Genomic DNA, 22,444 nt, shown 5'->3' on the forward strand with positions numbered 1-22,444 from the left:
TTCTCCTCGAATCAGTTGAGTGATACCCGACCGTCGAACACTCGGGTAGCGGGCCCCACCATGACCAGCGAGGCTTCTGGGCCCGGCCACTCGATACTCAGCTGGCCACCCGGCAGGGAGACCTTGACCGGGCTTTTCAGCAGCCCCTGACGAATGCCACTGGCCACCGCCGCGCAGGCCCCGGTCCCGCAGGCCAGCGTTTCACCGCTGCCGCGCTCGAAGACCCGCAGACGAATCTCGTTGGGCGACACGACCTGCATGAAGCCTACGTTGACGCGCTTGGGAAAGCGAGGATGCGACTCCAGCAGCGGACCCAGCCGTTCGACGGGCGCACGCTCGACGTCCTCGACCTGGAGCACGGCATGGGGGTTGCCCATGGAAACCACTCCAAGGGAGAGCGTTTCACCGTCTACCTCCACCTCGTGGAGAGGCTGGTCGCCGGTGGCTTCGAAGGGCAGCGTGGCCGGATTGAAGCGCGGTGCGCCCATGTCCACCCGCACCATGCCATCGTGCTGGACGTTGAGTACCAGCGGGCCGCCAGCGGTCTCCACGTGAATTTCGTGCTTGTGGGTCAGGCGCTGGTCACGCACGAAGCGGGCAAAGCAGCGCGCTCCGTTACCGCAGTTTTCCACCTCGCTACCGTCGGCGTTGTAGATACGATAACGAAAGTCCATATCCGGGTCGCGCGGGGGTTCGACGATCAGCAGTTGATCAAAACCGATACCAAAGCGCCGATCCGCCAACTGGCGGATCTGCTCGTCGCGCAGGCGGGCACGCTGGGTGACCAGATCGATCACCATGAAGTCGTTGCCCAGCCCGTGCATCTTGGTGAAGTGCAGCAGCATCAGCGCGCCCCTTCCGGCAGCAGCGCCTCACCAGCCCACAGGCTTTCCAGCGTTTCCCGAGCGCGCACCACGTGGTACGTGTCGCCATCCACCATCACCTCTGGCGGGCGCGGGCGGCTGTTGTAGTTCGAGGCCATGACAAAGCCATAGGCGCCAGCGGAGCGTACCGCTAACAGATCGCCTTCGGCGATAGCAAGCTCACGCTCCTTGCCCAGGAAGTCGCCGGTTTCACACACCGGGCCGACCACGTCGTAGGTGGCGTTCTCACGAGGCTGGCGGGTATCCACCGGCACAATGGCCTGCCACGCCTGATACAGCGCTGGGCGAATCAGGTCGTTCATGGCCGCATCGACAATGGCAAAGTTCTTGGTCTCGCCGGGTTTCAAGAACTCTACCCGGGTGAGCATCAGCCCGGCGTTGGCCGCAATAGAGCGACCTGGCTCAAACAGCAGCGTCAGGGTCTCGCCGCCTTCCCAGCGGGAGAGGCGCGCCAACAGCTGGCTGGCGTAGTCGAAGGGCTGGGGCGGCTTCTCGTCGCGGTAAGGCACGCCCAGGCCACCTCCCAGGTCCAGGTGGTCGATCTCGATACCCTGCTCGCGCAGGCGCTCCATCAGCAGCAGCAGGCGCTCCAGGGCATCCAGGAACGGGGCGGTTTCGGTCAGCTGTGAGCCGATGTGGCAATCCAGACCGGTCACGCGCAAATGGGGCAGGCTGGCAGCCAGTTGATACACGTCCAGCGCATCATCGACGGGAATGCCGAACTTGTTGTCCTTCAAGCCGGTAGAGATGTACGGGTGGGTACCCGCATCGACATCCGGATTGACGCGCAGCGAGACCGGGGCGATTTTCCCCAGCTCACCCGCCACGGCGTTCAGGCGCTCCAGCTCCGGGCGCGACTCGACGTTGAAGCACTTGATCCCGACTTCAAGGGCCCGAGCCATTTCATGGGGCTGCTTGGCCACGCCGGAGAACACCACCTTGGCGGGGTCGCCTCCTGCCTTGAGCACCCGCTCCAGCTCACCCACCGAGACGATATCGAACCCGGCACCCAGACGTGCCAGCAGGCCCAGTACCGCCAGGTTGGAGTTGGCTTTCACCGCATAGCAGATCAAGTGCGGATGGCCGCCCAGCGCTTCGGTGTAGGCCCGGAAGTGGCGCTCCAAGGTGGCTTTGGAGTAGACGTAACAGGGCGTGCCCAGCTCGGCGGCCAGCGTCGTCAGCGGCACGTCTTCGGCATAGAGCACGCCATCGCGATAGTTAAAGTGATCCATTACCCCTCCTGCTCGGCGGCCGAATCGGATGTGTCGTCAGGCAAGTAGAGCGGCCCTTTCTGGCCGCAGCCCACCAGCAGCAGCGCCACCAGCAGCAGCGCGCCGAAGGCACTGGCAGCGCGCATCATGAGGCACCCTGGAGCGCTTTCAGCGCGTCACGGGCGCGGCTGGCGGCGGCACGCACCTGGTCCGGTGCCGTGCCGCCAATGTGATTACGCGCCGCCACCGAGCCCTCCAGTGTCAGCACCTCGAAAACGTCCTGCTCGATGATCGCGGAGAACTGCTGCAGCTCTTCCAGCGTCATTTCCGAGAGGTCTTTCTTGCTCTTCAGGCCGTAGGCCACGGAGAGGCCGACGATTTCGTGAGCATCACGGAAAGCCACGCCCTTTCGTACCAGATAGTCGGCCAGGTCGGTGGCAGTCGAGAATCCACGCCGCGCAGCCTCGTACATGCTGTCTTTCTTAGGCTCGATAGCGGGCACCATGTCGGCAAAGGCTTTCAGGCAGTCGCGCACGGTATCGACGGCATCGAACAGCGGCTCCTTGTCTTCCTGGTTATCCTTGTTGTAGGCCAGCGGCTGGGACTTCATCAGCGTCAACAGCGCCATCAGGTGGCCATACACGCGGCCTGTCTTGCCACGCACCAGCTCGGGCACGTCGGGGTTTTTCTTCTGCGGCATGATCGAGGAGCCAGTGCAGAAGCGGTCAGGCAGATCAATGAAATTGAACTGCGCACTGGTCCACAGCACCAGCTCTTCACTCATGCGCGAGAGGTGCATCAGCAGGATACTGGCGAAACTGGTGAATTCGATGGCAAAGTCGCGATCCGACACGGCATCCAGCGAGTTTTCCGATGGGCGCTCGAAGCCCAGCAGCTCGGCGGTCACGTGGCGGTCGATGGGGTAGGTGGTGCCCGCCAACGCTGCCGAACCCAGCGGCATCACGTTGACCCGCTTGCGGCAATCCAGCAGGCGCTCGTGATCGCGGGCCAGCATTTCCTGCCAGGCCAGCAGGTGGTGGCCGAAAGTGACCGGCTGTGCCGTCTGCAGGTGGGTGAAGCCGGGCATGATGGTATCGGCTTCCCGTTCGGCCAGCGTGATCATGCCATCGCGCAGCCGTGTCAGTTCGGCCTCGATCACATCGATTTCATCACGCATGAACAGGCGAATATCGGTGGCCACCTGGTCGTTGCGCGAACGGCCAGTGTGCAGTTTCTTGCCGGTGATGCCGATCTTGTCGGTCAGCCGCGCTTCGATGTTCATGTGCACGTCTTCCAACGGCACCGACCACTGGAACTCGCCGCGCTCGATCTCGCCCTGAATCTCGGTCAGGCCATTGATGATGGCGTCACGCTCGTCCTCGGTGAGCACGCCCACCCGCGCCAGCATGGTGGCGTGGGCAATCGAGCCCTGGATATCCTGGCGCGCCAAGCGCTGGTCGAAATTCACAGACGCGGTGAAGCGTGCGACAAAGGCATCGGTAGGCTCGCTGAAGCGGCCGCCCCAGGACTGATTCGTAGCTTGGCTCATCGGTGATATATCCTGCTGACAAAACTAAAGGAGTCGTTACCGGAAAGTGTACCAGAGTCACCCCATCGAGCGGCACGCCGTTTTAGCACTCTGCTCAGTGTGCTCGGCAGCCCTCACCTTCACGGCCGTTCGACAGAGGCATCCAGGGAGGCCAAGGGCGTGCGCAGGAAGTCTTTCAGCGCCGTCAGGCTCATCGGGCGCGCGAAGTAGTAGCCCTGAAAATAATCGCACTGGAGCTGGCGGAGGTAGGCAAACTGTTCGGCCGTTTCCACGCCCTCGACCAGCACTTCCAGGCCAAGCTTGTCGGCCATGGTCACCACCCCCTCGACGATGGCGGCATCGCGAGTATCGTTGGCAACGTCGCGTACAAAGGAGCGATCCACCTTCAGCTTGTTGATCGGCAGGCGTTTGAGGTAGCTGAGGCTGGAGAACCCGGTGCCAAAATCATCCAGCGCAATGTGCACGCCCAGCCGCCGGATGGCCTGCAGGGCCTGAATGGTCGATTCGGCACTGTCCATCAACACCCCTTCGGTCAGCTCAAGCTCCAGCAGCGCGGGTGCCAGACCACTGTCGGCCAGCACCTGCTCCAGCGAGGTGAGAAAACCCGGGCGCTGAAACTGCATGGGCGAGACGTTGATGGCCACGGTGATTGGGGTGTCGTTCAGCGCATTGAGTTCCAGCGCATCGCGGCATGCGGTGGCCAGCACCCACTCGCTGATCGGAATGATCTGGCCCGTGTCTTCGGCCAGGCTGATGAACTGGGTAGGCGGGATATTGCCGCGCACCGGGTGATGCCAGCGAATCAGCGCTTCGACCCCCGCCACTCGCCCACGGTGATCGATCTGCGGCTGGTAATGGAGTTCGAACTGGTGCTGCTCGATGGCTTGCTGCAAGGCATGCCGCAGGTTGACGCGCTCGGTCACCTTGCGGTTCAGCTCGTCGGTGTACCACTGGAAGGTGTTGCGTCCACGTCGCTTCGCCTTGTACATGGCCAGGTCCGCCTGCTGCACCAGCTGGCGCGGCTCCTTGATGGTGCCGTCGTCGGTGGCAATACCGATGCTGGCGGTCATGCGCAGCTCGCTGCCGCGATACCAATAAGGAGCCGATACTCGGGCCAGCAGCCGCTCGACCACCTGCAGCACATCGTGCTCATGGGCAAGGTCCGGCAACAGCACGATGAATTCGTCGCCGCCAAAACGCGCCACGGTATCCCAGGGCCGCAGCTCCTCCTCCAGGCGCTTGGCCACCTCCAGGAGCATGAAGTCGCCCACCTCGTGGCCCAGGGTGTCGTTAATGGGCTTGAAGTCATCGAGGTCGATGAACAGCACGGCCAGGTAACGGTGGTAACGTTTGGCCAGCAGGCACCCCTGGGCCAGCCGCTGATCCAGCAGCAGCCGGTTGGGCAGCCCCGTCAGCGCATCGTGATTGGCGTTGTGGCTCAACTGGGCCTGATATTCACGCTGAGCGGTAATGTCGTTCTGAGCGCCGATGAAATGGGTCACCACGCCGTCGTCGTCTCGCACGGGGGAAATGTACAGATCGTTCCAGAATGGCGCGCCGTTGCGGCGATAGTTGCGGATCACCACGTGCACGTCCCGCTGTGCCTGAATGCCCTTGCGTAACAGCGCCAGCGTTGTCGAGTCCGTCTCTTCGCCCTGCAGGAAGCGACAGTTGCGCCCCAGGGCCGCATCCCTGGAGTAACCGGTGATGCGCTCGAAGGCGGCATTCACGTAGACCATCGGCAGGTCCGGCTGCTGCGCATCGACGATCACCACGCCGTTGGTGCTGGACTCCACGCTGCGCTCCAGCAGGGTCAGTTGACGCTCGGTGGCCTTGCGCTGGGTAATGTCCTGAGTGGACCCCTGCACCTGGATAATCTGCCCCAGCTCATCACGCACGGCGCGCCCAATCACCCTGACCCAGCGGCGCTGATGGTGCTGGGTGACGATCTCGAGCTCTTCGTCGAAACTCACGCCCTGTTCGCAGCAAGCCGTAAACGCCGCCCGGATGCGCTCCTGGGAACGCGCCTCGTAAAAACCCAAGGCTTCGACCAGGGTCGGCTGATAGCCCACGGGCATGCCGTGGAGGCGACACACCTCTTCTGACCAGATCGGCACCCCAGCGGCAATGTCCATGTACCAACCGCCGATATGGGCGGTTTCCCCAGCAATCCTGAACAGGCGCTGATTGCGCCGCAGCTGCTTCTCTACCGCCTTGCGCTGGGTGATATCTCGCGCAATCACATAGATCACCTGGTCACCGGTAGAGGCGGTCACCTCGATCCATACGCGACGACCATCGGCGGTCAATGCGCAGACCGCAAACGCCTCGATCTTCTCGCCACGGCATAGCCGCGCCAGGGCATCTTCGATGGCCGGGTGGTCTCGGGGCTCCACCACGACACCACAAGGCCTGCCCAGCAGCGCGGCAGCGTCATACCCCAGCAAGGTCTCGAAGCGCGGGTTGACGCTGAGCAGCTTGCCCGCAAAGTCGATGCAGCAGAACAAGTCCTGGGAAAGCAGGAAGAACTGGTCTAGCTTGCCTTGCGGTTCATCGACTGACATTAGGATTCCTGGCAGGGTTGGGCGCATCGCGCGCGGGTCTTAAATGGACCGGTTATTTTTACTGTGTGGCCGGGTGCTTTATGATGAGAATTATCACAGTTCGACGCGCCGTGTCAGCGGCAAAGGGAGAATAACGTGTTACCCATCACGAAATTGCGCATTGCCACGCGAAAAAGCCAGTTGGCCATGTGGCAAGCCGAGTATGTTCGCGACCGCCTGATGGCGGCCCACGAAGGCCTGGAGGTCGAGCTTGTTCCGCTGTCCACCAAGGGCGACAAGATCCTCGACACACCGCTTTCCAAGATTGGCGGCAAAGGGCTGTTCGTCAAGGAGCTCGAGGATGCCATGCTGGATGGCCGCGCCGATATCGCCGTGCACTCCATGAAGGACGTGCCGATGCACTTCCCCGAGGGGCTGGGGCTGTCGGTCATTCTGGAAGGTGCCGACCCGACCGACGCTTTCGTTTCGAACCATTACGCCAGCGTCGAAGCGCTGCCGGAAGGCGCTCGCATTGGTACCGCCAGCCTGCGCCGGGGCCTGCAGCTCCGGGAAGCGCGCCCCGACCTGCAGATTCTCAACCTGCGCGGTAACGTGCAGACCCGGCTGGCCAAGCTGGACGACGGCGAGTTCGAGGCCATCATCCTGGCGACCTCAGGTTTGCAGCGCCTGGGGCTGGACGCCCGGATCGCCCAAGCGCTGCCGCCGGAAGTATGCTTGCCTGCCTGCGGCCAGGGGGCGCTGGGCATCGAATGCCGCCTGCACGACCCCGACCTGATCGCGCTCCTGGCCCCGCTGGACGATCCGGACACTGCCACCCGCGTGCGCGCCGAGCGCGCCATGAATACCCGCCTGGAAGGTGGCTGCCAAGTGCCCATCGCGGGCCATGCCGTACTGGACAAGGCCAATGACACGCTCTGGCTACGTGGCCTGGTGGGCAACCCGGAGGGCACCGAAGTACTGCGCGCCGAGGGGCGAGGCTCCATCCACGAACCGGAGGCACTGGGCATTCGTATCGCCGAGGAGCTGCTGGACCAAGGGGCTGGTGACATCCTGGCCGAGGTCTACGGCAGCGACGTATGACGCTACCGGTGCTGATTTGTCGCCCCGGTGACCGCGGCGACGCCCTGGCCCAGGCGCTGGGCGAGCAGGGGTGGGAGGTACTGCCCCTGGACGTCATGCGTCTGGAAGCACTGGCGGAAGATGCCGCGCAGCGTCAAATCTGGCTGGATATCGATCAGTACCATAAGATAGTAGTCGTCAGCCCCTTTGCCGCTTACTGTTTGAGTGAAGCGCTGGATCGCTACTGGCCGCAGTTGCCGACTGGCATCGATTACTACAGCGTGGGCCGCAGCACTGCCAGCGCGCTGCATGACCAGCTTGGCGTACGGGTGCGTGTTCCCTCGCCTCAGCGAGGAGAAGACACCAGCGAAGCACTCCTGTCGCTGGCCTCGCTGGCCCGACTGGACCATCAGCGGGTGCTGCTGGTCGCTGGAGAAGGGGGCCGTACCCTGCTCGCGGATACGCTGGCCGAGCGGGGCGCCTGCGTCACTCGGCTGGCCGTCTATCGTCGGCTATACCAGCCGCCCTCGGCGGCCATGCAGCAGTGTCTGGCAAACGGCCATTACCGAGCGTTAATCGTCACCAGCGGCGAACTACTTGAATATCTGGCAAAATGGTGTGGTCCAGCTGCGTTGAACCAACCGCTAATCGTTTCCAGTCACCGTTTAGCTACACTGGCCGGTAGACTGGGTTTTTGTGACCTCAAGGTGGCGTCGGGAGCAACGCCGGCTGCGCTGGTGGCCGCGTTGGATCGGTCCTGCAACCCCTAGGGTGCCGATGTCGATCAAGGAACTTAATAAGGGCTAGCGACAGATGAGCAAACAACCAACTGATCAGGAAGGCGTCAACCACGCGTCTACCGATGCATCCAAGGGCGGCACTCCTGCTGGTGACGCCTCAGCGACCGCGCCCCAAGACACGGGCCCCAACGGCTCTTCGTCTTATGCCGCCAAGAACAGCCGTTCACGGCGTCGGCATAAAAACACCAGCAACACGACAGCGGCCCCTACGGCAAGCGCTGCGGTCGACCCCGCCAAAGAGAACGTTGCCAGCACCAAACCCACCGCCAAGCCGGCAGATGAGAAGCCTGCAAAGCATAGCGGGCCTGCTCCAGCAGGCGGCGGCGCGAAGCCCACGCCGCCGCCCACCGTCAACGGTGGCGGCAACGGAAAGGGTGGCGGCATTGCCATTGCGCTGGTGGTTATCCTGGCACTCGCCCTGGGTATCGTTGCCTGGCAAGGCTGGCAGCGCCTGGATAGCCAGCAGCAGCGCATCGACGAGCTGGCCCAACAGGCCCAGGACAGCGCCACACAAGCCTCGGTCAGCGACCTGGAAGCACGCTTCGAGTCTGGTGAAGCCGAACGCAGTCAGGCGCTGGACAGCACCATGGACGAACTGCGCAGCGAGCTGGACAGCTATCGCAGCGACGTCAACAGCACGCTGGATGAGGTGCTGGCCCAACTGTCACAAGAGCAGGAAACCGACGAGCGCGACTGGCTACACGCCGAAGCCGCCTACCTGCTGCGTCTGGCGAACCAACGTCTGCAGCTCGAAGGCGATGTGGATGGTGCCGCAGCCCTGCTGCGCACTGCCGATGCTCGCCTGGTCGATGCCGACAACCCGGCACTCACTTCCGTGCGCCGTGAAATCGCCAGCGAGCTGGCCGCGCTGGATGCCGTGCCCCGTGTCGACCGTACCGGCATCTATCTGGCGCTCAACGCGCAGCAGGAGCGCATTTCAGGCCTGCGGCTCTCCCAGGAGATCGAAGAGCGTGCCGTGAACTCAGGGATCGAACAGCCCCCGACCGGCACCTTCCAGCGCCAGCTGGCTCGTTTCGGTGAAGAGCTGAAAGATCTGGTAGTGATTCGTCATCACGATGAAGCCCTCGAAACGCTGATCACACCGGAACAAGAGTCCTATCTGCGTCAAAGCCTGCGCCTGGTGCTGGAGCAATCGCAGCTGGCCCTGCTGCAAGAGGAACAGGAGCTGTATGAAGCCAGCCTCGACAAGGCGCTGGAACTGCTGAATGGCTACTACGCCACCGAGCGCGAAGAGACTCAGAGCGTCATCGCGCGTCTGCAGGAGCTCAAGCAGGTTCAGGTCAAGCCCGAGCTGCCGGACATTAGTGCTTCCCAGCAGGCACTGGCCAGCTTCATCGACAATCGCTTCGAGTCGCGCCGCCAGGGCGGAGGTGATGCATGAGAAAACTTATCCTGCTGATCGTTGCAGGCCTCGCGGTTGGCGCACTGTTTGGGCACCTGATGATGTCAGTGCCCGGTTACTGGCTGATTCGAGTGGGCGACACCTCGGTTCAAACCTCGTTCTGGTTTGGTCTGGTGCTGCTGCTGGGTGCCTTTATTGTGCTGCACTTCGCGCTACGCCTGCTTACCGGCATTATTCGCCCGGTTGGTCGCTTCCGTACCTGGAATAGCCGCGCCCGCAACCGCCGCGCCATGAAGCGCACCGTGCACGGGCTGGTGGCGCTCACCGAAGGCCGCTGGAAAAAAGCCGAGAAGACCTTGGTACGCGCTGCCGATGACTCCAGCACCCCGCTGGTGAACTACCTGGCAGCCGCCCTAGCGGCCCACTATCAGGGCTACCACGAGAAATCTCAGGAGCACTTGAATCAGGCGCAGCTCACCACCGACGGCGCCGACACCGCCATTGGCCTGATGCAGGCCCAGCTGATGATCGACCGCCAACAGCCCGAAGAAGCGCTGGCGATCCTCAACCGACTGGACAAGCAGCTCTCCAACCACCCTCAGGTGCTGAAACTGCTCAAGCAGGTGCATTTGAGCGTCAACGACTGGGAAGGGCTGCGTCGCCTCATTCCACGCCTGGCCGCGCAGAAGCTGATTAGCCAGCAAGAGCGCGAGCAGCTGGAGTTCAAGGCCTACCGGGAGCTGATTCTGTTCGAAGCCAAGAACCCGTCCAATATCGAACGGGTTCGCGGGCTGTGGGCGGATATGCCCGACTACCTGCGCGGCAATACCGAGCTGATCGTGCTCTACACCGAAGCCCTGCTGCAATCCAACGAAGAACCGATTGCCGAGCGGCTGCTCAATCACTCCCTGGATCATCACTGGGATGCACGCCTGGTCAAGCGCTATGGCCTGCTGAACGTCGACGCCGCGCGCCAGCTGGCCAAGGCGCAGAAATGGCTGCAAGAGCGCCCCAACGACCCGGAACTGCTGCTGGCCTGTGGCCGCCTGTCACTGCGGGTTGGCCAGTGGGAAAAGGCGCTTGAGTATTTCGAGGCCAGCCAGCGCCAGCGCCCGAACGGTGAGGTCTGTGCCGAGCTTGCACGCCTGTACGCCAGCCTGGGCGAGCACAACAAGAGCCAGCTCTACTACCGGCACAGCGTGGATATGCTGGCTAAGTCACTGCCTTCGCTTCCGCAACCAAGCGATGCCAATGACAGCAAGCAAAGTGAGCCAAACAAAGCGGTTAAGAAAAGCGCTTAACGCTGTTAAAAAGCTACCACCGAAAAGGGTGCCCAACCGGCACCCTTTTTATCGTTAACGTATTTTGCTACTCGCTAGACAAGTACAGCTTCTAGCGCGGCACGATAGCCTTGCACGCCCAACCCCGCAATCACGCCATCGGCGCGTAGCGATACATAGGAGTGGTGCCGAAAGGCTTCGCGTTTGTGCACATTCGATAAGTGCACTTCAATCACTTTGCCATCAAAGGCATTGAGGGCATCAAGAATGGCCACTGAGGTATGCGTATAGGCGGCTGGGTTGATAATAATCGCTTGGGTGCCATCAAGGCGGGCGGCGTGAATAGCATCAATCAAAGCGCCTTCATGATTACTTTGAAAGCAGGTGATGTCCCAATCTGCCATCACTGCTTTCTCTCGCAGCATGTTATTCACGTCGTCTAACGTTTCGTACCCGTATATTTCGGGCTGGCGAGTGCCCAGCAAATTTAGATTAGGGCCATGAAGCACCACTACTTTTCCCTGACTCATTCTCTTTTCCACCCAGCACGTTGGCGTATGAATTAACGATACTGCCTGTTCTATCACTTAACCCGCGCACTGCGCCAGCGCCCGTTCAAGCGAGGCGTGCTGGCGCTGGGTAAAAAGCCGCTACTGCTCGGCGTAGACACCGCTTTCTAGCTCTAAATGCGCAGCCCAGGAAACGATATCAGACATGCCTAACGTGGCGGCACCTATACGGGGGCTCATATCCGGCAGCTCGTGGGCGATGCCTTTGTGGCAATCGATACAGGTCGACTCACCCGAAGCAAGGTTGGTGGAGTGGGCACGGGCGGCACGCGTGCTTTGCTGGGTAAAATCCATCGAGTCAAATTCGTGGCAGTTACGGCACTCTAGCGAGTCATTGGCCTGTAGCCGCGACCATTCACGTTCGGCAAGCTGGCGGCGCTTTGCCTCAAACTGCTCTTCGGTGCGAATAGAGCCAAACACCCAGCCCCATACTTCTTTAGAGGCCTCCATTTTGCGCGCCACTTTATGCGTCCAGCTGTGGGGAACGTGGCAATCTGAGCAGGTCGCCCGCACTCCAGAACGGTTGGAGTAGTGAATGGTGGTTTTGAGCTCCTGCATCGGGTTGCGCTCCATTTCATGGCAGGAGGTGCAAAACTGCTCGGTGTTGGTTACTTCCATGGCCGTGTTAAAACCGCCCCAGAAGATAATGCCGGCGATAAAACCGCCTAGGGTTAAAAACCCTAGGCTGTAGTGAACACTCGGGCGGCTTAAAATACGCCAGTAGCGGGTGAAAAAGCGTTTCATTGCCCACCCTCCTGGCGCTCACGTAGCGCCTCGGTCATTACCTCTTCCACGGACTGAAAGCGATTGGGAACCAGCGGTTCGGCATCGGTTTTAGGCACGTGGCACTGGGTGCAGAAGTAACGGTCCGGCGATACGGCGGCCAACACCTGCTTATGGCGATCCATAAAGTGGGTAATGCTCACCATAGGCGCGCCCGCGCTGACGGCCTGTTCACGGCTATGGCAGTTTAAGCACTGGTTAACGCGCATATCGACTTGATAATCGCGAATTGAGTGCGGAATCACCGGCGGTTGCTCTGGGTAATTGCGCACTTCACGGCCGCTATCACGCGGCTCGCCGGCGATAGGCGCTGCGGGCTGAGTCTGGCTAATGGTGCCACCAGGGCGTAAGCCATCCGGAGCCGAGGCATCGCGTGTTTCATCTGCACTGACCGTGCTTCCCAGCAAAGCCATGAATAAACAGAGAGGAAAAAGCCATTTCATGATTGTTCTCCTTAGTCTGTTTACGCCAGATTGACGAGATCAAGGCGCACCGCGCACTTCTTGAAATCGGTCTGTTTGGAAATGGGATCAGTTGCATCCAGCGTGACCTTATTGATCAAGTAGGAGGCATCAAAAAAGGGCACGTACACCAAGCCGCGGGGCGGCTTAACCCGCCCTCGGGTTTCTACCCGCAGGTTCACATCGCCACGCCGGCTGGCCACTTTAACCTCGCTTCCCCGCCGGAACCCTTCGGCTCGGGCATCTTCTGGGTGCATATACAACAGCGCGGCAGGCACTGCCCGGTGCAGCTCTGGCACGCGGCGGGTCATGGAGCCGGTGTGCCAATGCTCCAACACGCGCCCGGTGCAGAGCCAATAAGGGAAGTCGGCGTCAGGTGCCTCGGGGGGTGGCTCGGCCGGTACGGCGAAAATTAACGCGCGATTGTCGGGCTTACCGTAGAACTGCCAGCCGCTGCCTGGCTCTACATAGGGGTCAAGCCCCTCTCGGTAGCGCCATAGGGTTTCCTGGCCATCCACCACCGGCCAGCGCTTGCCACGGCTGGCGTGGTACGCATCAAAGTTATCCAAATCCTTGCCTTTGCCGCGGCCAAAGCGGGCGTACTCTTCAAACAACCCTTTTTGGATATAGAAGCCGAAATCGTCTGCCTCGGCGTTGGCGTAGCCCTCTTCCATGTCGGAGGTGGGGAACTGGTCAACCTGGCCATTGGCGAACAGTAAATCAAACAGGGTTTTGTCGCGCATCTCTGGGGCGGCTGCCAACAACTCCTCGGGCCATACGTCAGCCACGCGGATGCGCTGGGAAAGCGCCACGGTCTGCCATAAGTCTGAACGCGCTTCGCCAGGGGCATTGACCAGCTGATGGAAAAACTGGGTGCGCCGCTCGGAGTTACCAAAAGCCCCTTCTTTTTCCACCCAGGACGCTGCAGGCAAAATCAAATCCGCCGACTGGGCTGAAACGGTGGGGTAGATGTCGGAGACCACCACAAAGGCTTCAGGGTTACGCCAGCCGGGCAGAATTTCCTGCATGACGTTGGCACCCGCCTGCATATTATTCGTCACCTGGGTCCAGTAAACCTTGATGTCACCGTCTTTAAGGCGGCGGCTTTGGGCCACTGCATCAAAGCCCACCCATGAAGGAATGGTGCCTTCGGGCAGCTTCCAGATTTTCTCCGCATCGCGGCGATGGTCAGGATTAGTAACCACGCGGTCGGCGGGCAGGCGGTGGGCGAAGGTACCCACTTCCCGCGCCGTGCCGCAGGCAGAAGGCTGCCCGGTGAGCGAGAAAGGACTGTTACCCGGCTCGGAAATTTTGCCGGTCAGCAGGTGGAGGTTATAAATCAGGTTATTAACCCACACCCCGCGGGTATGCTGATTAACCCCCATGGTCCAGAAGGTCATCACCTTTTTATCGGGGTCGGCATACAGTTCTGCCAGCGCCTCAAGATGGTTTTCAGAGACGCCGGATTCCCGCGCTGCCCGCTCTAAGGTGTAGGGCGCGACATAGTCCGCGAACGCTTCAAAGCTCATGTCCGTCCAGCTGTTGGCATCATCGGCGTTCTCCGCTGCCTGTTGCAGCGGGTGCTCGTCGCGCAGGCCGTAGCCGATGTCATCAGCACCCCGGGCAAAGTTGACATGCTTATCAACAAATGACTGGTTTACCCGGCCGGTCTGAATAATATGGTTGGCGATGTAGTTAAGGATCACGATATCCGCATGAGGCGACATGACCATGGGTATATCGGCCAACTCAAAGCTGCGATGCTCGAAGGTCGACAGCACGGCGACCTTTGTGTCTGGGAAGGAAAGCCGCCGGTCGGTAACGCGGGTCCAGAGCACCGGGTGCATTTCGGCCATGTTAGAGCCCCACAGCACAAAGGCATCCGCGTGTTCGATATCGTCATACACGCCCATGGGCTCATCCGAGCCGAAAGTGCGCATAAAACCATACACCGCTGAGGCCATACAGTGGCGGGCGTTGGGGTCGATATTGTTCGAGCGCAGCCCGGCTTTAAATAGCTTGCTGGCCGCGTAGCCTTCCCAGATCGTCCACTGGCCAGAGCCAAACAGCGCGACGCTCTCTGGGCCATGTTCACGAATGGCGCTGGTGATTTTTTCCGCCATAAGGTCGAGCGCTTCATCCCAGGAGACCGGCTCGAAATCGCCATCTTTCGCGTATTGGCCGTTTCGCTTACGCAGCAGCGGCTGGGTTAAGCGATCCTCTCCGTAAAGAATTTTGGAAAGAAAGTAGCCTTTAACGCAGTTAAGCCCCCGGTTAACTTCGGACTGGTTGTCGCCGTGGGTCGCCACGATTTGGCCTTCATAGGTGCCTACCATGACGCTGCAGCCGGTGCCGCAAAAGCGGCACGGGGCTTTATCCCACTGCAGGCGGTTCATATCCGCATGGGTAATGAGATTGCTGGCACCTGCGGGAATCGACATCCCTGCCGTGGCAGCAGCCACCGCCGCGGCATTCGCCTTTACAAATTCTCGGCGTGTTAGTTTCATTGTTCCCCCTCCTGTACGTGCGGCTCATCTGCAGCCTGGGCATCGACAACTTCGTGATAAACAAACGCAGCGTCAATAACGCCAGGCTGCTCGCGTACGTGATCCATTAAAGCCAATAGCTGTTGTTCGTCGGTATGTTCAGCGACCACCACAAGCTTTCCGGCCGCGTCTTCTCCCCTTACTTCCCCAACGGTATTTTGGGTAATCCACGCCGTCGTCTGTGTCAGCGCGTCGGGCCGCACATGAACGATAAAGCTAATAATGTGCAGCAGTTGATCAGACATAAGCGGTATCTTTTTCTTTTGTTAATAGTGAAATCGCCTGATTAGGGCAGGCGGAGTAGCAGGCACCGCAGCCGGTGCAGCTTTCTAGATGAATATCGGGTTGCGGCGGCCGGCCACCGGGTTTCAGCGGAAAGCGGATTGCGCTCCATTCACAGGCGTCCTGGCAGCTTTGGCAATGAATGCCGGCCAGTGCCAAGCAGTGCGGCTGCACTTCGGCGTGCCAAGGAAAGGCTTCGCTAATGCTATCGGCTGGCTGTATCGCCTGTGGCTCGCATACCGTGGCGCAATCACCACACAGCGAGCAGCCCTCTTGGGCAAAGCTAAGTTCAGGGTAGCCACCGCCACCGCGGCTCAAAATGCCTTCCGGGCACGCATCAATACAGGCGTTGCAGCCGGTGCACAGGTCGAGAAAGGAAGCTCTGCTCCAGGGCGGCCGACGCACATCATCACGCCCTGACAAGCGGCGAAAAAGATTGCGCCGATTATTATTGTTATCCGTGCGCGTCATGAGCATTCCTGCGTTAAAAGAATGTTAACCGCTTTATTTAGCAGCGGTTAACACCTTTAAAGTGATCAGATAGAAGCTTGTGACACTGCTATAGCGGCGGGCCAGGGGGGCCTGCAAACATTTGATACATCCACACCAAAAAGCCATAGCCCCCCACCACCGCTACGGCCAAAATGGGAAAGAGCAACACGACAATAAACAGAAAAAGCCCTCGTTCTTGACGCTTGAGGGGCGCTTCCTCTTCTATTATTGGATGAGATTTTTTTGACATAGATAACTCCACAGGGGAAGAACACACCGCTGTAGATGTGTATTAAAATAGTTATATTTAGAGCGTAGCAACTAAGCCTGATTTGTCACTTGATCTAGATCAATTTTTCCAAGTTCGTCACTATATCGTTTGGTACTAACTTAATACCCACGAAGGCCTTCCTTATGCAGATTCACCCCTTATGACGCTTCCGCTTTATGTTGGCTTGCCCATGTGGGCCAATCAGGATTGGCAGGGCAGCCTCTACCCGCGCCAGGCCAAAACCGACCTGCTGAGCGACTACGCGGCAGTGTTTTCCAGCGTCGAGGGCAATACGACGTTTTACAGCGGTGCACCCAAATCCGACACCATCGCTGCTTGGGCCCGCCAAGCCCCAGCGCACTTTCGCTTTTGCTTCAAACTGCCGGCGAGCGTGACGCATGACCAGCGCCTCGGCAGTTTAGCGTCTGCCTGGGAGTTTATAGAGGCACTGACGCCGCTCCATGACCGGCTTGGTCCAACCATGGTCCAACTACCGCGTGATTTCGGCCCCTCAGAGTTACCTAAACTCGAAGCATTGCTCGCCCACTGGCCAGCGCATCTGCCCTGCGCCGTGGAGGTGCGCCACCCTGTTTTTTTCCACAAGGGTGAGGAGGAGAAAGCCTTCAACCAATTGTTGATAACTTATGGCGCCAACCGTGTGATGCTCGATGTGCGCCCCGTGTTCTCGACCCCTGCCAATGGCCATGCAGGTCTCGCTCACGCTCAGCAGGAAAAGCCGAAACTCCCGCTACACGTGCTTTCCACGGCAGAGCAACCGATCATTCGCTTCATTGGCCATATTGACAAAGCCATCAATACTCGCTACTTCGAGCCGTGGGTAGACCGCCTCGCCCTGTGGATAAGTCAGGGGAAAAGCCCTTTCTTATTTGTGCATACAGCCGATAACCGAGCGTCGCCAGAGATGGCTCGACACCTGTACCACGCCCTCCAACGGCGCATTTCACTACCGGCTCTCGAGCCTTTTGCTGACGAAAAGCAGAGCCAGCTATTCTAAGGCCTCTTTTTAGACGAGCTGACTGGCAAGCCCCCCTATGATCGGATAAATTGCGCGTTCTTTCGGAAAAGCACGCTGGCAATCTTTCTATTTCCGAAAATCGGTGCAGTGCGCCGACAACGACTCATTACAATCGAACTTCACATAGGTGATTTATGGCAAAACTTGCACATGCACAGTGGTCGTCACGCATGGGCTTCGTGCTGGCGGCTGCGGGTTCCGCCGTTGGCCTGGGCAATATCTGGCGTTTCTCGTACATGGTGGGCGACAGCGGTGGCGCCGCCTTCGTACTGGTCTACCTGGCCTGCGTCGCACTGGTCGGCCTGCCCATTCTGGTCGCCGAGTGGATGATTGGCCGTCGCGGCCAGAAGAACCCCATCAACACCATGGCCGAACTGGCCGCCAACCACGGCCGCTCGAAAGCGTGGGCGCTGGTGGGGGTCAGCGGCGTCTTGGCTGCCTTTCTGATTCTCTCGTTCTACAGCGTCATCGGCGGCTGGTCGCTGAACTATACGCTGGGCTCGGTGCTCGGTAGCTTCAACGGTCTGGATGCCGACAGCATTGGCGACATCTTCAGCGGCATGCTGGGCAGCCCCTCGGCCCTGCTGCTGTGGCATACGGCGTTCATGGTATTGGTCGTCGGTATCGTGGCACGCGGGGTCACCAAAGGCCTGGAAAGCGCAGCGCGCACCATGATGCCTGCTCTGGTGGTGTTGATGCTGGTGCTGGTGGGATACGGCATGGCCAGCGGCTACTTTGGTGAAGCCCTGAGCTTCATGTTCAGCCCTGACTGGGATGCTCTCGATGGCGGTGTCGTACTGGCGGCCATGGGCCAGGCATTCTTCACGCTGTCGCTGGGCATGGGGATCATGATGGCCTACGGGTCGTATCTGGGCGAAGACGTCAACCTGATCAGCACCGCACGGACGGTCATCCTGCTGGATACCGCCATCGCCCTGCTGGCGGGCCTGGCCATCTTCCCCATCGTCTTTGCCAACGGCCTGAGTGCCGGCGAAGGCCCCGGCCTGATCTTTGTCACCCTGCCCCTGGCGTTTGGCAACATGACCGGCGGCACCATTCTGGGCCTGATGTTCTTCCTGCTGCTGACCTTTGCCGCCCTGACGTCGGCCATTTCACTGCTGGAACCGGTGGTGGAAACTCTCGAAGAGCGCACGTCGATGTCACGTATCGTGGCCACACTGGTCAGCGGCGTGGCGGTATGGGCTCTGGGTGTCGCGGCGCTGCTGTCGTTCAACGTATGGGCAGACGTGCTGTTCTTTGGGCTGAACATCTTCGACCTGCTGGATACCTTCACCAGCAAGATCCTGCTGCCATTGACCGGCCTGGGTGCGATTGTGTTCTTCGCCTTCTGCCTGGATAAAGAAGAAGCGCGCAAGGAGCTGAGGCTGGATGTCTACGACTACAGCCTGTGGAACCTGCTGGCCAAATACGTCGCCCCCATCGGGGTCACGGTGGTTTTTCTGGCAGGCCTGTTCTAACTCGCCGCTGGGTCGGCAAGCTTACCCAATAGAGAAGGCGTTACCGTGGCGTAACGCTTTCTCGCCTTCCTTCACCAGCCTCTTCTTCGGCTGGCTAGTGCAGTTCGCTCTCTTGCGGGTCGTCATCGTCTGGCAAGGGAGCGATATCCCGTGACAGCTTCTGGAATTCCCGGTGCAGCTCGATGCCCCGACGCGCTCTCAGGCTACGTTGGGCGGCGCTGCGCCGACGTTGGGCATGCTCATCGACCTCCATACTCATGAATATATCGAGCAATTCGCTTTTTACCGAGGTCATTCGTTCGACGTTTCTCATAATCGACGCTCCTCCAGGTGAGTTGCCTACGTCCACCTGCATCCGTGACGACTGATTTTTAAATGATGCAGTGCGGCACGTCACTTCTTACTATAACCTACTTGACAAAATGATGACGATTCTTGAAGAAATGGGTTAACGCCTTTTAAACGGCAGTACTCTCGTGAAGGACGCTGCCCCCGATGCAACACTCAGGCATACTGTGGCCTCTTTATGGCCGCACAAGCACGATCAAGAATTTAAGGAGCTGAACGTGAGCCGCGCCCTGTTCGATGAAATGAGACGCCGCATGGAGCATTTCCGTCGCTCCGAACAAAAGGTCGCGCGGTTCGTGCTGCGCAACCCCGATGAAGTCATTCACATGCGCATCGTGGACCTGGCCACCGAAGCAAAGGTGAGCGAGCCTACGGTGGTGCGCTTCTGCCGTGCGCTGGGCTGCAACGGCTTTCAGGATTTCAAGCTGCAGCTGGCCCAGATGCTGGCCAGCGGAAGCCAGTTCGCGCAGTTCTCGATGAACGACAGCGACTCGGTGGCCGAATTCTCCCACAGCATTTTCGACTCCACCGTGGGCACGCTGCTGTCGGTGCGCGACCGGCTCGATAACGATGCGCTGGGCAAGGCCGTCAATGCACTGGCCATGGCCAATCGCGTCGAGTTCTACGGCTTTGGCGCCTCCGGCGCGGTGGCCTTCGATGCCCAGCACAAGTTTTTCCGCCTGCAGATCTCGACCTCTGCCTACGCCGACCCGCACATGCAGAACATGTCGGCGGTGACCCTGCAGGAGGGCGACGTGGTGGTCGCCATCTCGCAGACAGGCCGTACCCGGGCGCTGGTGGCCAGCGTTCGCCTGGCCCGCGAAGCAGGCGCTACAGTGATCGGCCTGTGTCCCAGCGAATCGCCGCTGGCCCAGGAGGTGAGCCTGCCGCTGTTCATCGACGTGCACGAAGACACCGAGATCTACACCCCGCTCAGCTCGCGTATTGCCCACCTGGTGCTGATCGACGTGCTGGCGGTGGGCGTGGCCAAGACCCGGGGCCCCAAACTGGCCGAGCAGCTGAAAGCGGTGAAGAAGAGCCTGACCACGCTGCGTTACCCGGAAGAGTCCTGAGCAACGGTTCAGAGAAAGAGTCCTGAGCCAGCGTCCTGAAGACACGCTGTATGCACAGCCAGTGTGCTGGCTGTGCTAGACTGGTCGCCCCTTTTTTGAACCGGCAGCGGCTTATATGGACGACGTCACGGCGATACTCGATCATCTCAACCCGGCCCAGCGGGAAGCCGTCAGTGCGCCCCAGGGCAACCTTCTGGTACTGGCCGGCGCCGGTTCCGGCAAAACGCGTGTGCTGGTCCACCGCATTGCCTGGCTGATGCAGGCCGAAGGGCTTTCCCCTTATGCCCTGCTGGCCGTCACGTTTACCAACAAGGCCGCCCGCGAGATGCGCACGCGTCTGGAAGCCTTGCTGGGCATCTCCATGCGCCATGTCTGGGTGGGTACCTTTCACTCGATCTCGCACCGGCTGCTGCGCACCCATTGGCAGGATGCTCGACTGCCCCAGCACTTTCAGATCATCGACTCCGATGACCAGCTGCGGCTGATCAAGCGGCTGCTGAAAGATTACTCGATTGACGATGAGCGCTTCCCGCCACGCCAGGTGCAGGGGTTCATTTCTGGTTGCAAGGAAGAGGGCCTGCGACCCCATCAAGTGAACGTCAATGGCGATGCGTACCTCGCTCAGATGGTCGAGCTCTACGAGCGCTACCAGTTCACCTGCGAGCGAGGCGGGCTGGTGGATTTCGGTGAGCTGCTGCTGCGCAGCCTGGAGCTGTTGCGCGACAACCCGCCGCTCCTGAACCACTATCGCGAGCGCTTTGGCCATGTGCTGGTGGACGAGTTTCAGGATACCAACACCCTTCAGTACGCCTGGCTCAAACTGCTCACCGGCCAGCAGACCCCGATGACCGCCGTGGGCGATGACGACCAGTCCATTTACGGCTGGCGGGGCGCCAAGGTCGAGAACATTCGCCGCTTCGAAGAAGAGTTTCCCAACACCCATACCGTGCGCCTGGAGCAGAACTACCGCTCCACCAGCGCGATTCTGGAAGCGGCCAATACGCTGATCAGCCACAACAGCGAGCGCCTCGGCAAGAACCTATGGACCGATGGCGCCGAAGGCGAGCCTATCTCGGTGTATGCGGGGTTCAACGACCTCGAGGAAGCCCGCTATATCGTCGATACCATCAAGGAGAAGGTCAACGACGGCTTCAACCGCCGGGACGTGGCCATCCTCTACCGCTCCAACGCCCAGTCGCGCCTGCTGGAAGAGACACTGATTCGCCAAGGCATGCCCTATCGTATCTACGGCGGCCACCGCTTTTATGAGCGGCTGGAAATCAAGAACGCCTTGGCCTACCTGCGCTTGCTGCTCAACCGTGATGACGATGCCTCCCTGGAGCGCGTCATCAACGTGCCCACCCGTGGCATCGGCACGCGCACCGTGGAAATCGTCCGCCATCACGCCCGTGAGCAGAGCGTGTCGCTGTGGCAGGCGCTGCACGACACCCTTCAGGATGGCACCTTGAGAGGCCGTGCAGGCAACGCCGTGCAGGCCTTTACCAACCTGATCGAGCAGCTGGACAACGACACGTCCGGGCTGCCGCTCCACGAGATCATCGACCACGTCACGGCACGCACCGGGCTGATCGAACACCATCAAAGCGAGCGCGGTGAAAAAGGCCAGGCTCGGGTCGAGAACCTGGAAGAGCTGGTCAACGCGGCCCGGGCCTTTACCCATGGCGATGCCTTCGAGACCCCGGAAGCCGGAGAAGGCATGGCCGCGCTGGAAGCCTTCCTTTCGGAAGCCGCCCTCAACGCAGGCGACCATGAAGCCGAGGAGTTCGAAGACAGCGTGCAGCTGATGACCCTGCACTCGGCCAAGGGGCTGGAGTTTCCGGTGGTGTTCATTGCCGGGGTGGAAGAGGGGCTGTTTCCCCACAAGATGTCCGTGGAGGAGCCAGGCCGCCTGGAGGAGGAGCGCCGCCTGTGCTACGTGGGCGTGACGCGCGCCATGCAGAAGCTCTACCTGACCCACGCCGAGACTCGCCGCCTGCACGGCAAAGAGGTGTTCCCACGCCCGTCCCGGTTTCTCCGTGAGCTACCGCCTCATCTGCTGGAAGAAGTGCGTCTGCGCGGCCATGTCTCGCGCCCCGTGACCGCGTCACGGCCCAGCTTTGCCCAATCCAGCATCGAAAGCGACGGCGACCTGCCCTCCCTGCATGTCGGCCAGCGGGTGGGCCACCCGGTGTTCGGCGAAGGCATCATTCTGAACGCCGAAGGCGAAGGCGCTCGGGCGCGGGTTCAGGTGAGCTTTGACGGCGAAGGCGTGAAGTGGCTGGTACTCGGGTTTGCCAAGCTCACTCCCATGTAACCCGTTGACCCGCCAGCAGGACTGGGTACTTGCCCAATAAAACCTGCTTGGCGCATACTGACAGGCGGACACTGCGCTCAC

Annotated in this window: 21 protein-coding genes; 8 read left to right on the forward strand and 13 right to left on the reverse strand. The window is 60.5% G+C overall.

The window, feature by feature from the left end:
* Positions 1–11: 11 nt before the first annotated feature.
* The 5 genes from dapF to FEU76_RS06430 form a co-directional block, all read right to left on the reverse strand.
* The gene (dapF, locus tag FEU76_RS06410) at positions 12–845 is read right to left on the reverse strand and encodes a diaminopimelate epimerase (protein WP_016915460.1); all 834 of its coding nucleotides are present in this window, start codon (positions 843–845) and stop codon (positions 12–14) included.
* Positions 845–2,116: a diaminopimelate decarboxylase gene (lysA, locus tag FEU76_RS06415; RefSeq protein WP_144981446.1), complete on the reverse strand. Its 1,272-nt coding sequence runs from the start codon at positions 2,114–2,116 to the stop codon at positions 845–847. Before lysA ends, dapF begins: the two co-directional genes overlap by 1 nt.
* Complete coding sequence (gene lptM / locus FEU76_RS06420) at positions 2,116–2,241, reverse strand: LPS translocon maturation chaperone LptM (protein WP_081138587.1); 126 nt, start codon at positions 2,239–2,241, stop codon at positions 2,116–2,118. Before lptM ends, lysA begins: the two co-directional genes overlap by 1 nt.
* Complete coding sequence (gene argH / locus FEU76_RS06425) at positions 2,241–3,644, reverse strand: argininosuccinate lyase (RefSeq protein ID WP_016915463.1); 1,404 nt, start codon at positions 3,642–3,644, stop codon at positions 2,241–2,243. The genes lptM and argH overlap by 1 nt, the downstream gene beginning before the upstream one ends.
* 119 nt (positions 3,645–3,763) lie before the next feature.
* On the reverse strand, positions 3,764–6,208 hold the full coding sequence (locus FEU76_RS06430) for a sensor domain-containing protein (RefSeq protein WP_096921799.1): 2,445 nt from the start codon (positions 6,206–6,208) through the stop codon (positions 3,764–3,766).
* Positions 6,209–6,343: 135 nt separating this feature from the next.
* Between FEU76_RS06430 and hemC the strand changes: the two genes are divergently transcribed.
* From hemC to FEU76_RS06455, 4 genes are read left to right on the forward strand one after another with little or no spacing between them, the layout of a single operon-like run.
* Positions 6,344–7,288, forward strand: a complete 945-nt coding sequence (gene hemC / locus FEU76_RS06435; protein WP_039178844.1) for a hydroxymethylbilane synthase — start codon at positions 6,344–6,346, stop codon at positions 7,286–7,288.
* Positions 7,285–8,037, forward strand: coding sequence for a uroporphyrinogen-III synthase (locus tag FEU76_RS06440; RefSeq protein ID WP_039178847.1), 753 nt, complete (start codon positions 7,285–7,287; stop codon positions 8,035–8,037). The genes hemC and FEU76_RS06440 overlap by 4 nt, the downstream gene beginning before the upstream one ends.
* Positions 8,038–8,080: 43 nt before the next feature.
* Positions 8,081–9,469, forward strand: a complete 1,389-nt coding sequence (locus tag FEU76_RS06450) for a uroporphyrinogen-III C-methyltransferase (RefSeq protein WP_222114787.1) — start codon at positions 8,081–8,083, stop codon at positions 9,467–9,469.
* Complete coding sequence (locus FEU76_RS06455) at positions 9,466–10,731, forward strand: heme biosynthesis HemY N-terminal domain-containing protein (RefSeq protein ID WP_096921798.1); 1,266 nt, start codon at positions 9,466–9,468, stop codon at positions 10,729–10,731. Before FEU76_RS06450 ends, FEU76_RS06455 begins: the two co-directional genes overlap by 4 nt.
* Before the next feature lie 74 nt (positions 10,732–10,805).
* On the opposite strand, the gene aroQ is transcribed toward FEU76_RS06455, so the two are convergent.
* The 7 genes from aroQ to napE form a co-directional block, all read right to left on the reverse strand.
* A complete protein-coding gene (aroQ, locus tag FEU76_RS06460) occupies positions 10,806–11,240 on the reverse strand; it encodes a type II 3-dehydroquinate dehydratase (RefSeq protein WP_096921797.1) in 435 nt (144 codons plus the stop codon).
* Positions 11,241–11,360: 120 nt separating this feature from the next.
* Complete coding sequence (locus FEU76_RS06465) at positions 11,361–12,023, reverse strand: NapC/NirT family cytochrome c (RefSeq protein ID WP_062359247.1); 663 nt, start codon at positions 12,021–12,023, stop codon at positions 11,361–11,363.
* Positions 12,020–12,505, reverse strand: coding sequence for a nitrate reductase cytochrome c-type subunit (locus tag FEU76_RS06470; RefSeq protein WP_062359248.1), 486 nt, complete (start codon positions 12,503–12,505; stop codon positions 12,020–12,022). Before FEU76_RS06470 ends, FEU76_RS06465 begins: the two co-directional genes overlap by 4 nt.
* 20 nt (positions 12,506–12,525) lie before the next feature.
* On the reverse strand, positions 12,526–15,030 hold the full coding sequence (gene napA, locus FEU76_RS06475) for a nitrate reductase catalytic subunit NapA (protein WP_096921796.1): 2,505 nt from the start codon (positions 15,028–15,030) through the stop codon (positions 12,526–12,528).
* Positions 15,027–15,314 carry a chaperone NapD gene (locus FEU76_RS06480; protein WP_096921795.1) on the reverse strand — a complete coding sequence of 96 codons (288 nt, stop codon included), beginning with the start codon at positions 15,312–15,314 and terminating at the stop codon, positions 15,027–15,029. The genes napA and FEU76_RS06480 overlap by 4 nt, the downstream gene beginning before the upstream one ends.
* Positions 15,307–15,822 (reverse strand): ferredoxin-type protein NapF, encoded by a 516-nt coding sequence (gene napF, locus FEU76_RS06485; protein ID WP_058577688.1) that lies wholly within the window; start codon positions 15,820–15,822, stop codon positions 15,307–15,309. Before napF ends, FEU76_RS06480 begins: the two co-directional genes overlap by 8 nt.
* Positions 15,823–15,910: 88 nt before the next feature.
* The gene (gene napE / locus FEU76_RS06490; RefSeq protein ID WP_058577687.1) at positions 15,911–16,093 is read right to left on the reverse strand and encodes a periplasmic nitrate reductase, NapE protein; all 183 of its coding nucleotides are present in this window, start codon (positions 16,091–16,093) and stop codon (positions 15,911–15,913) included.
* Between the two features lie 181 nt (positions 16,094–16,274).
* Here napE and FEU76_RS06495 point away from each other — a divergent pair, with 181 nt between their 5' ends.
* Both FEU76_RS06495 and FEU76_RS06500 read left to right on the forward strand, forming a co-directional pair.
* Positions 16,275–17,129 carry a DUF72 domain-containing protein gene (locus FEU76_RS06495; RefSeq protein WP_096921794.1) on the forward strand — a complete coding sequence of 285 codons (855 nt, stop codon included), beginning with the start codon at positions 16,275–16,277 and terminating at the stop codon, positions 17,127–17,129.
* 155 nt (positions 17,130–17,284) lie between these two features.
* Positions 17,285–18,628: a sodium-dependent transporter gene (locus tag FEU76_RS06500; RefSeq protein ID WP_039178859.1), complete on the forward strand. Its 1,344-nt coding sequence runs from the start codon at positions 17,285–17,287 to the stop codon at positions 18,626–18,628.
* A 94-nt stretch (positions 18,629–18,722) separates the two neighbouring features.
* Here the strand turns inward: FEU76_RS06500 and FEU76_RS06505 are convergent, their stop codons facing one another.
* Complete coding sequence (locus FEU76_RS06505) at positions 18,723–18,941, reverse strand: PA3496 family putative envelope integrity protein (protein ID WP_016915471.1); 219 nt, start codon at positions 18,939–18,941, stop codon at positions 18,723–18,725.
* Positions 18,942–19,194: 253 nt separating this feature from the next.
* Between FEU76_RS06505 and hexR the strand changes: the two genes are divergently transcribed.
* Entirely contained in the window at positions 19,195–20,049 is an 855-nt protein-coding gene (hexR, locus tag FEU76_RS06510; RefSeq protein ID WP_016915472.1) for a transcriptional regulator HexR, read from the forward strand.
* A gap of 115 nt (positions 20,050–20,164) precedes the next feature.
* Positions 20,165–22,363 (forward strand): DNA helicase II, encoded by a 2,199-nt coding sequence (gene uvrD / locus FEU76_RS06515; RefSeq protein WP_144981451.1) that lies wholly within the window; start codon positions 20,165–20,167, stop codon positions 22,361–22,363.
* Positions 22,364–22,444 lie beyond the last annotated feature (81 nt).

The organism is Halomonas sp. C22 (genome assembly GCF_007655045.1).
GTDB classification, from domain to species: Bacteria; Pseudomonadota; Gammaproteobacteria; order Pseudomonadales; family Halomonadaceae; genus Vreelandella; species Vreelandella hamiltonii.

Excerpts from the sequence above, each read along its gene's own strand:
- dapF (WP_016915460.1), bottom strand. The coding sequence starts at position 845 with ATGCTGCTGCACTTCACCAAGATGCACGGGCTGGGCAACGACTTCATG.
- lysA (WP_144981446.1), bottom strand. The coding sequence starts at position 2,116 with ATGGATCACTTTAACTATCGCGATGGCGTGCTCTATGCCGAAGACGTG.
- lptM (WP_081138587.1), bottom strand. The coding sequence starts at position 2,241 with ATGCGCGCTGCCAGTGCCTTCGGCGCGCTGCTGCTGGTGGCGCTGCTG.
- argH (WP_016915463.1), bottom strand. The coding sequence starts at position 3,644 with ATGAGCCAAGCTACGAATCAGTCCTGGGGCGGCCGCTTCAGCGAGCCT.
- FEU76_RS06430 (WP_096921799.1), bottom strand. The coding sequence starts at position 6,208 with ATGTCAGTCGATGAACCGCAAGGCAAGCTAGACCAGTTCTTCCTGCTT.
- FEU76_RS06440 (WP_039178847.1), top strand. The coding sequence starts at position 7,285 with ATGACGCTACCGGTGCTGATTTGTCGCCCCGGTGACCGCGGCGACGCC.
- FEU76_RS06450 (WP_222114787.1), top strand. The coding sequence starts at position 8,081 with ATGAGCAAACAACCAACTGATCAGGAAGGCGTCAACCACGCGTCTACC.
- FEU76_RS06455 (WP_096921798.1), top strand. The coding sequence starts at position 9,466 with ATGAGAAAACTTATCCTGCTGATCGTTGCAGGCCTCGCGGTTGGCGCA.
- aroQ (WP_096921797.1), bottom strand. The coding sequence starts at position 11,240 with ATGAGTCAGGGAAAAGTAGTGGTGCTTCATGGCCCTAATCTAAATTTG.
- FEU76_RS06465 (WP_062359247.1), bottom strand. The coding sequence starts at position 12,023 with ATGAAACGCTTTTTCACCCGCTACTGGCGTATTTTAAGCCGCCCGAGT.
- FEU76_RS06470 (WP_062359248.1), bottom strand. The coding sequence starts at position 12,505 with ATGAAATGGCTTTTTCCTCTCTGTTTATTCATGGCTTTGCTGGGAAGC.
- napA (WP_096921796.1), bottom strand. The coding sequence starts at position 15,030 with ATGAAACTAACACGCCGAGAATTTGTAAAGGCGAATGCCGCGGCGGTG.
- FEU76_RS06480 (WP_096921795.1), bottom strand. The coding sequence starts at position 15,314 with ATGTCTGATCAACTGCTGCACATTATTAGCTTTATCGTTCATGTGCGG.
- napF (WP_058577688.1), bottom strand. The coding sequence starts at position 15,822 with ATGACGCGCACGGATAACAATAATAATCGGCGCAATCTTTTTCGCCGC.
- napE (WP_058577687.1), bottom strand. The coding sequence starts at position 16,093 with ATGTCAAAAAAATCTCATCCAATAATAGAAGAGGAAGCGCCCCTCAAG.
- FEU76_RS06495 (WP_096921794.1), top strand. The coding sequence starts at position 16,275 with ATGACGCTTCCGCTTTATGTTGGCTTGCCCATGTGGGCCAATCAGGAT.
- FEU76_RS06500 (WP_039178859.1), top strand. The coding sequence starts at position 17,285 with ATGGCAAAACTTGCACATGCACAGTGGTCGTCACGCATGGGCTTCGTG.
- FEU76_RS06505 (WP_016915471.1), bottom strand. The coding sequence starts at position 18,941 with ATGAGAAACGTCGAACGAATGACCTCGGTAAAAAGCGAATTGCTCGAT.
- uvrD (WP_144981451.1), top strand. The coding sequence starts at position 20,165 with ATGGACGACGTCACGGCGATACTCGATCATCTCAACCCGGCCCAGCGG.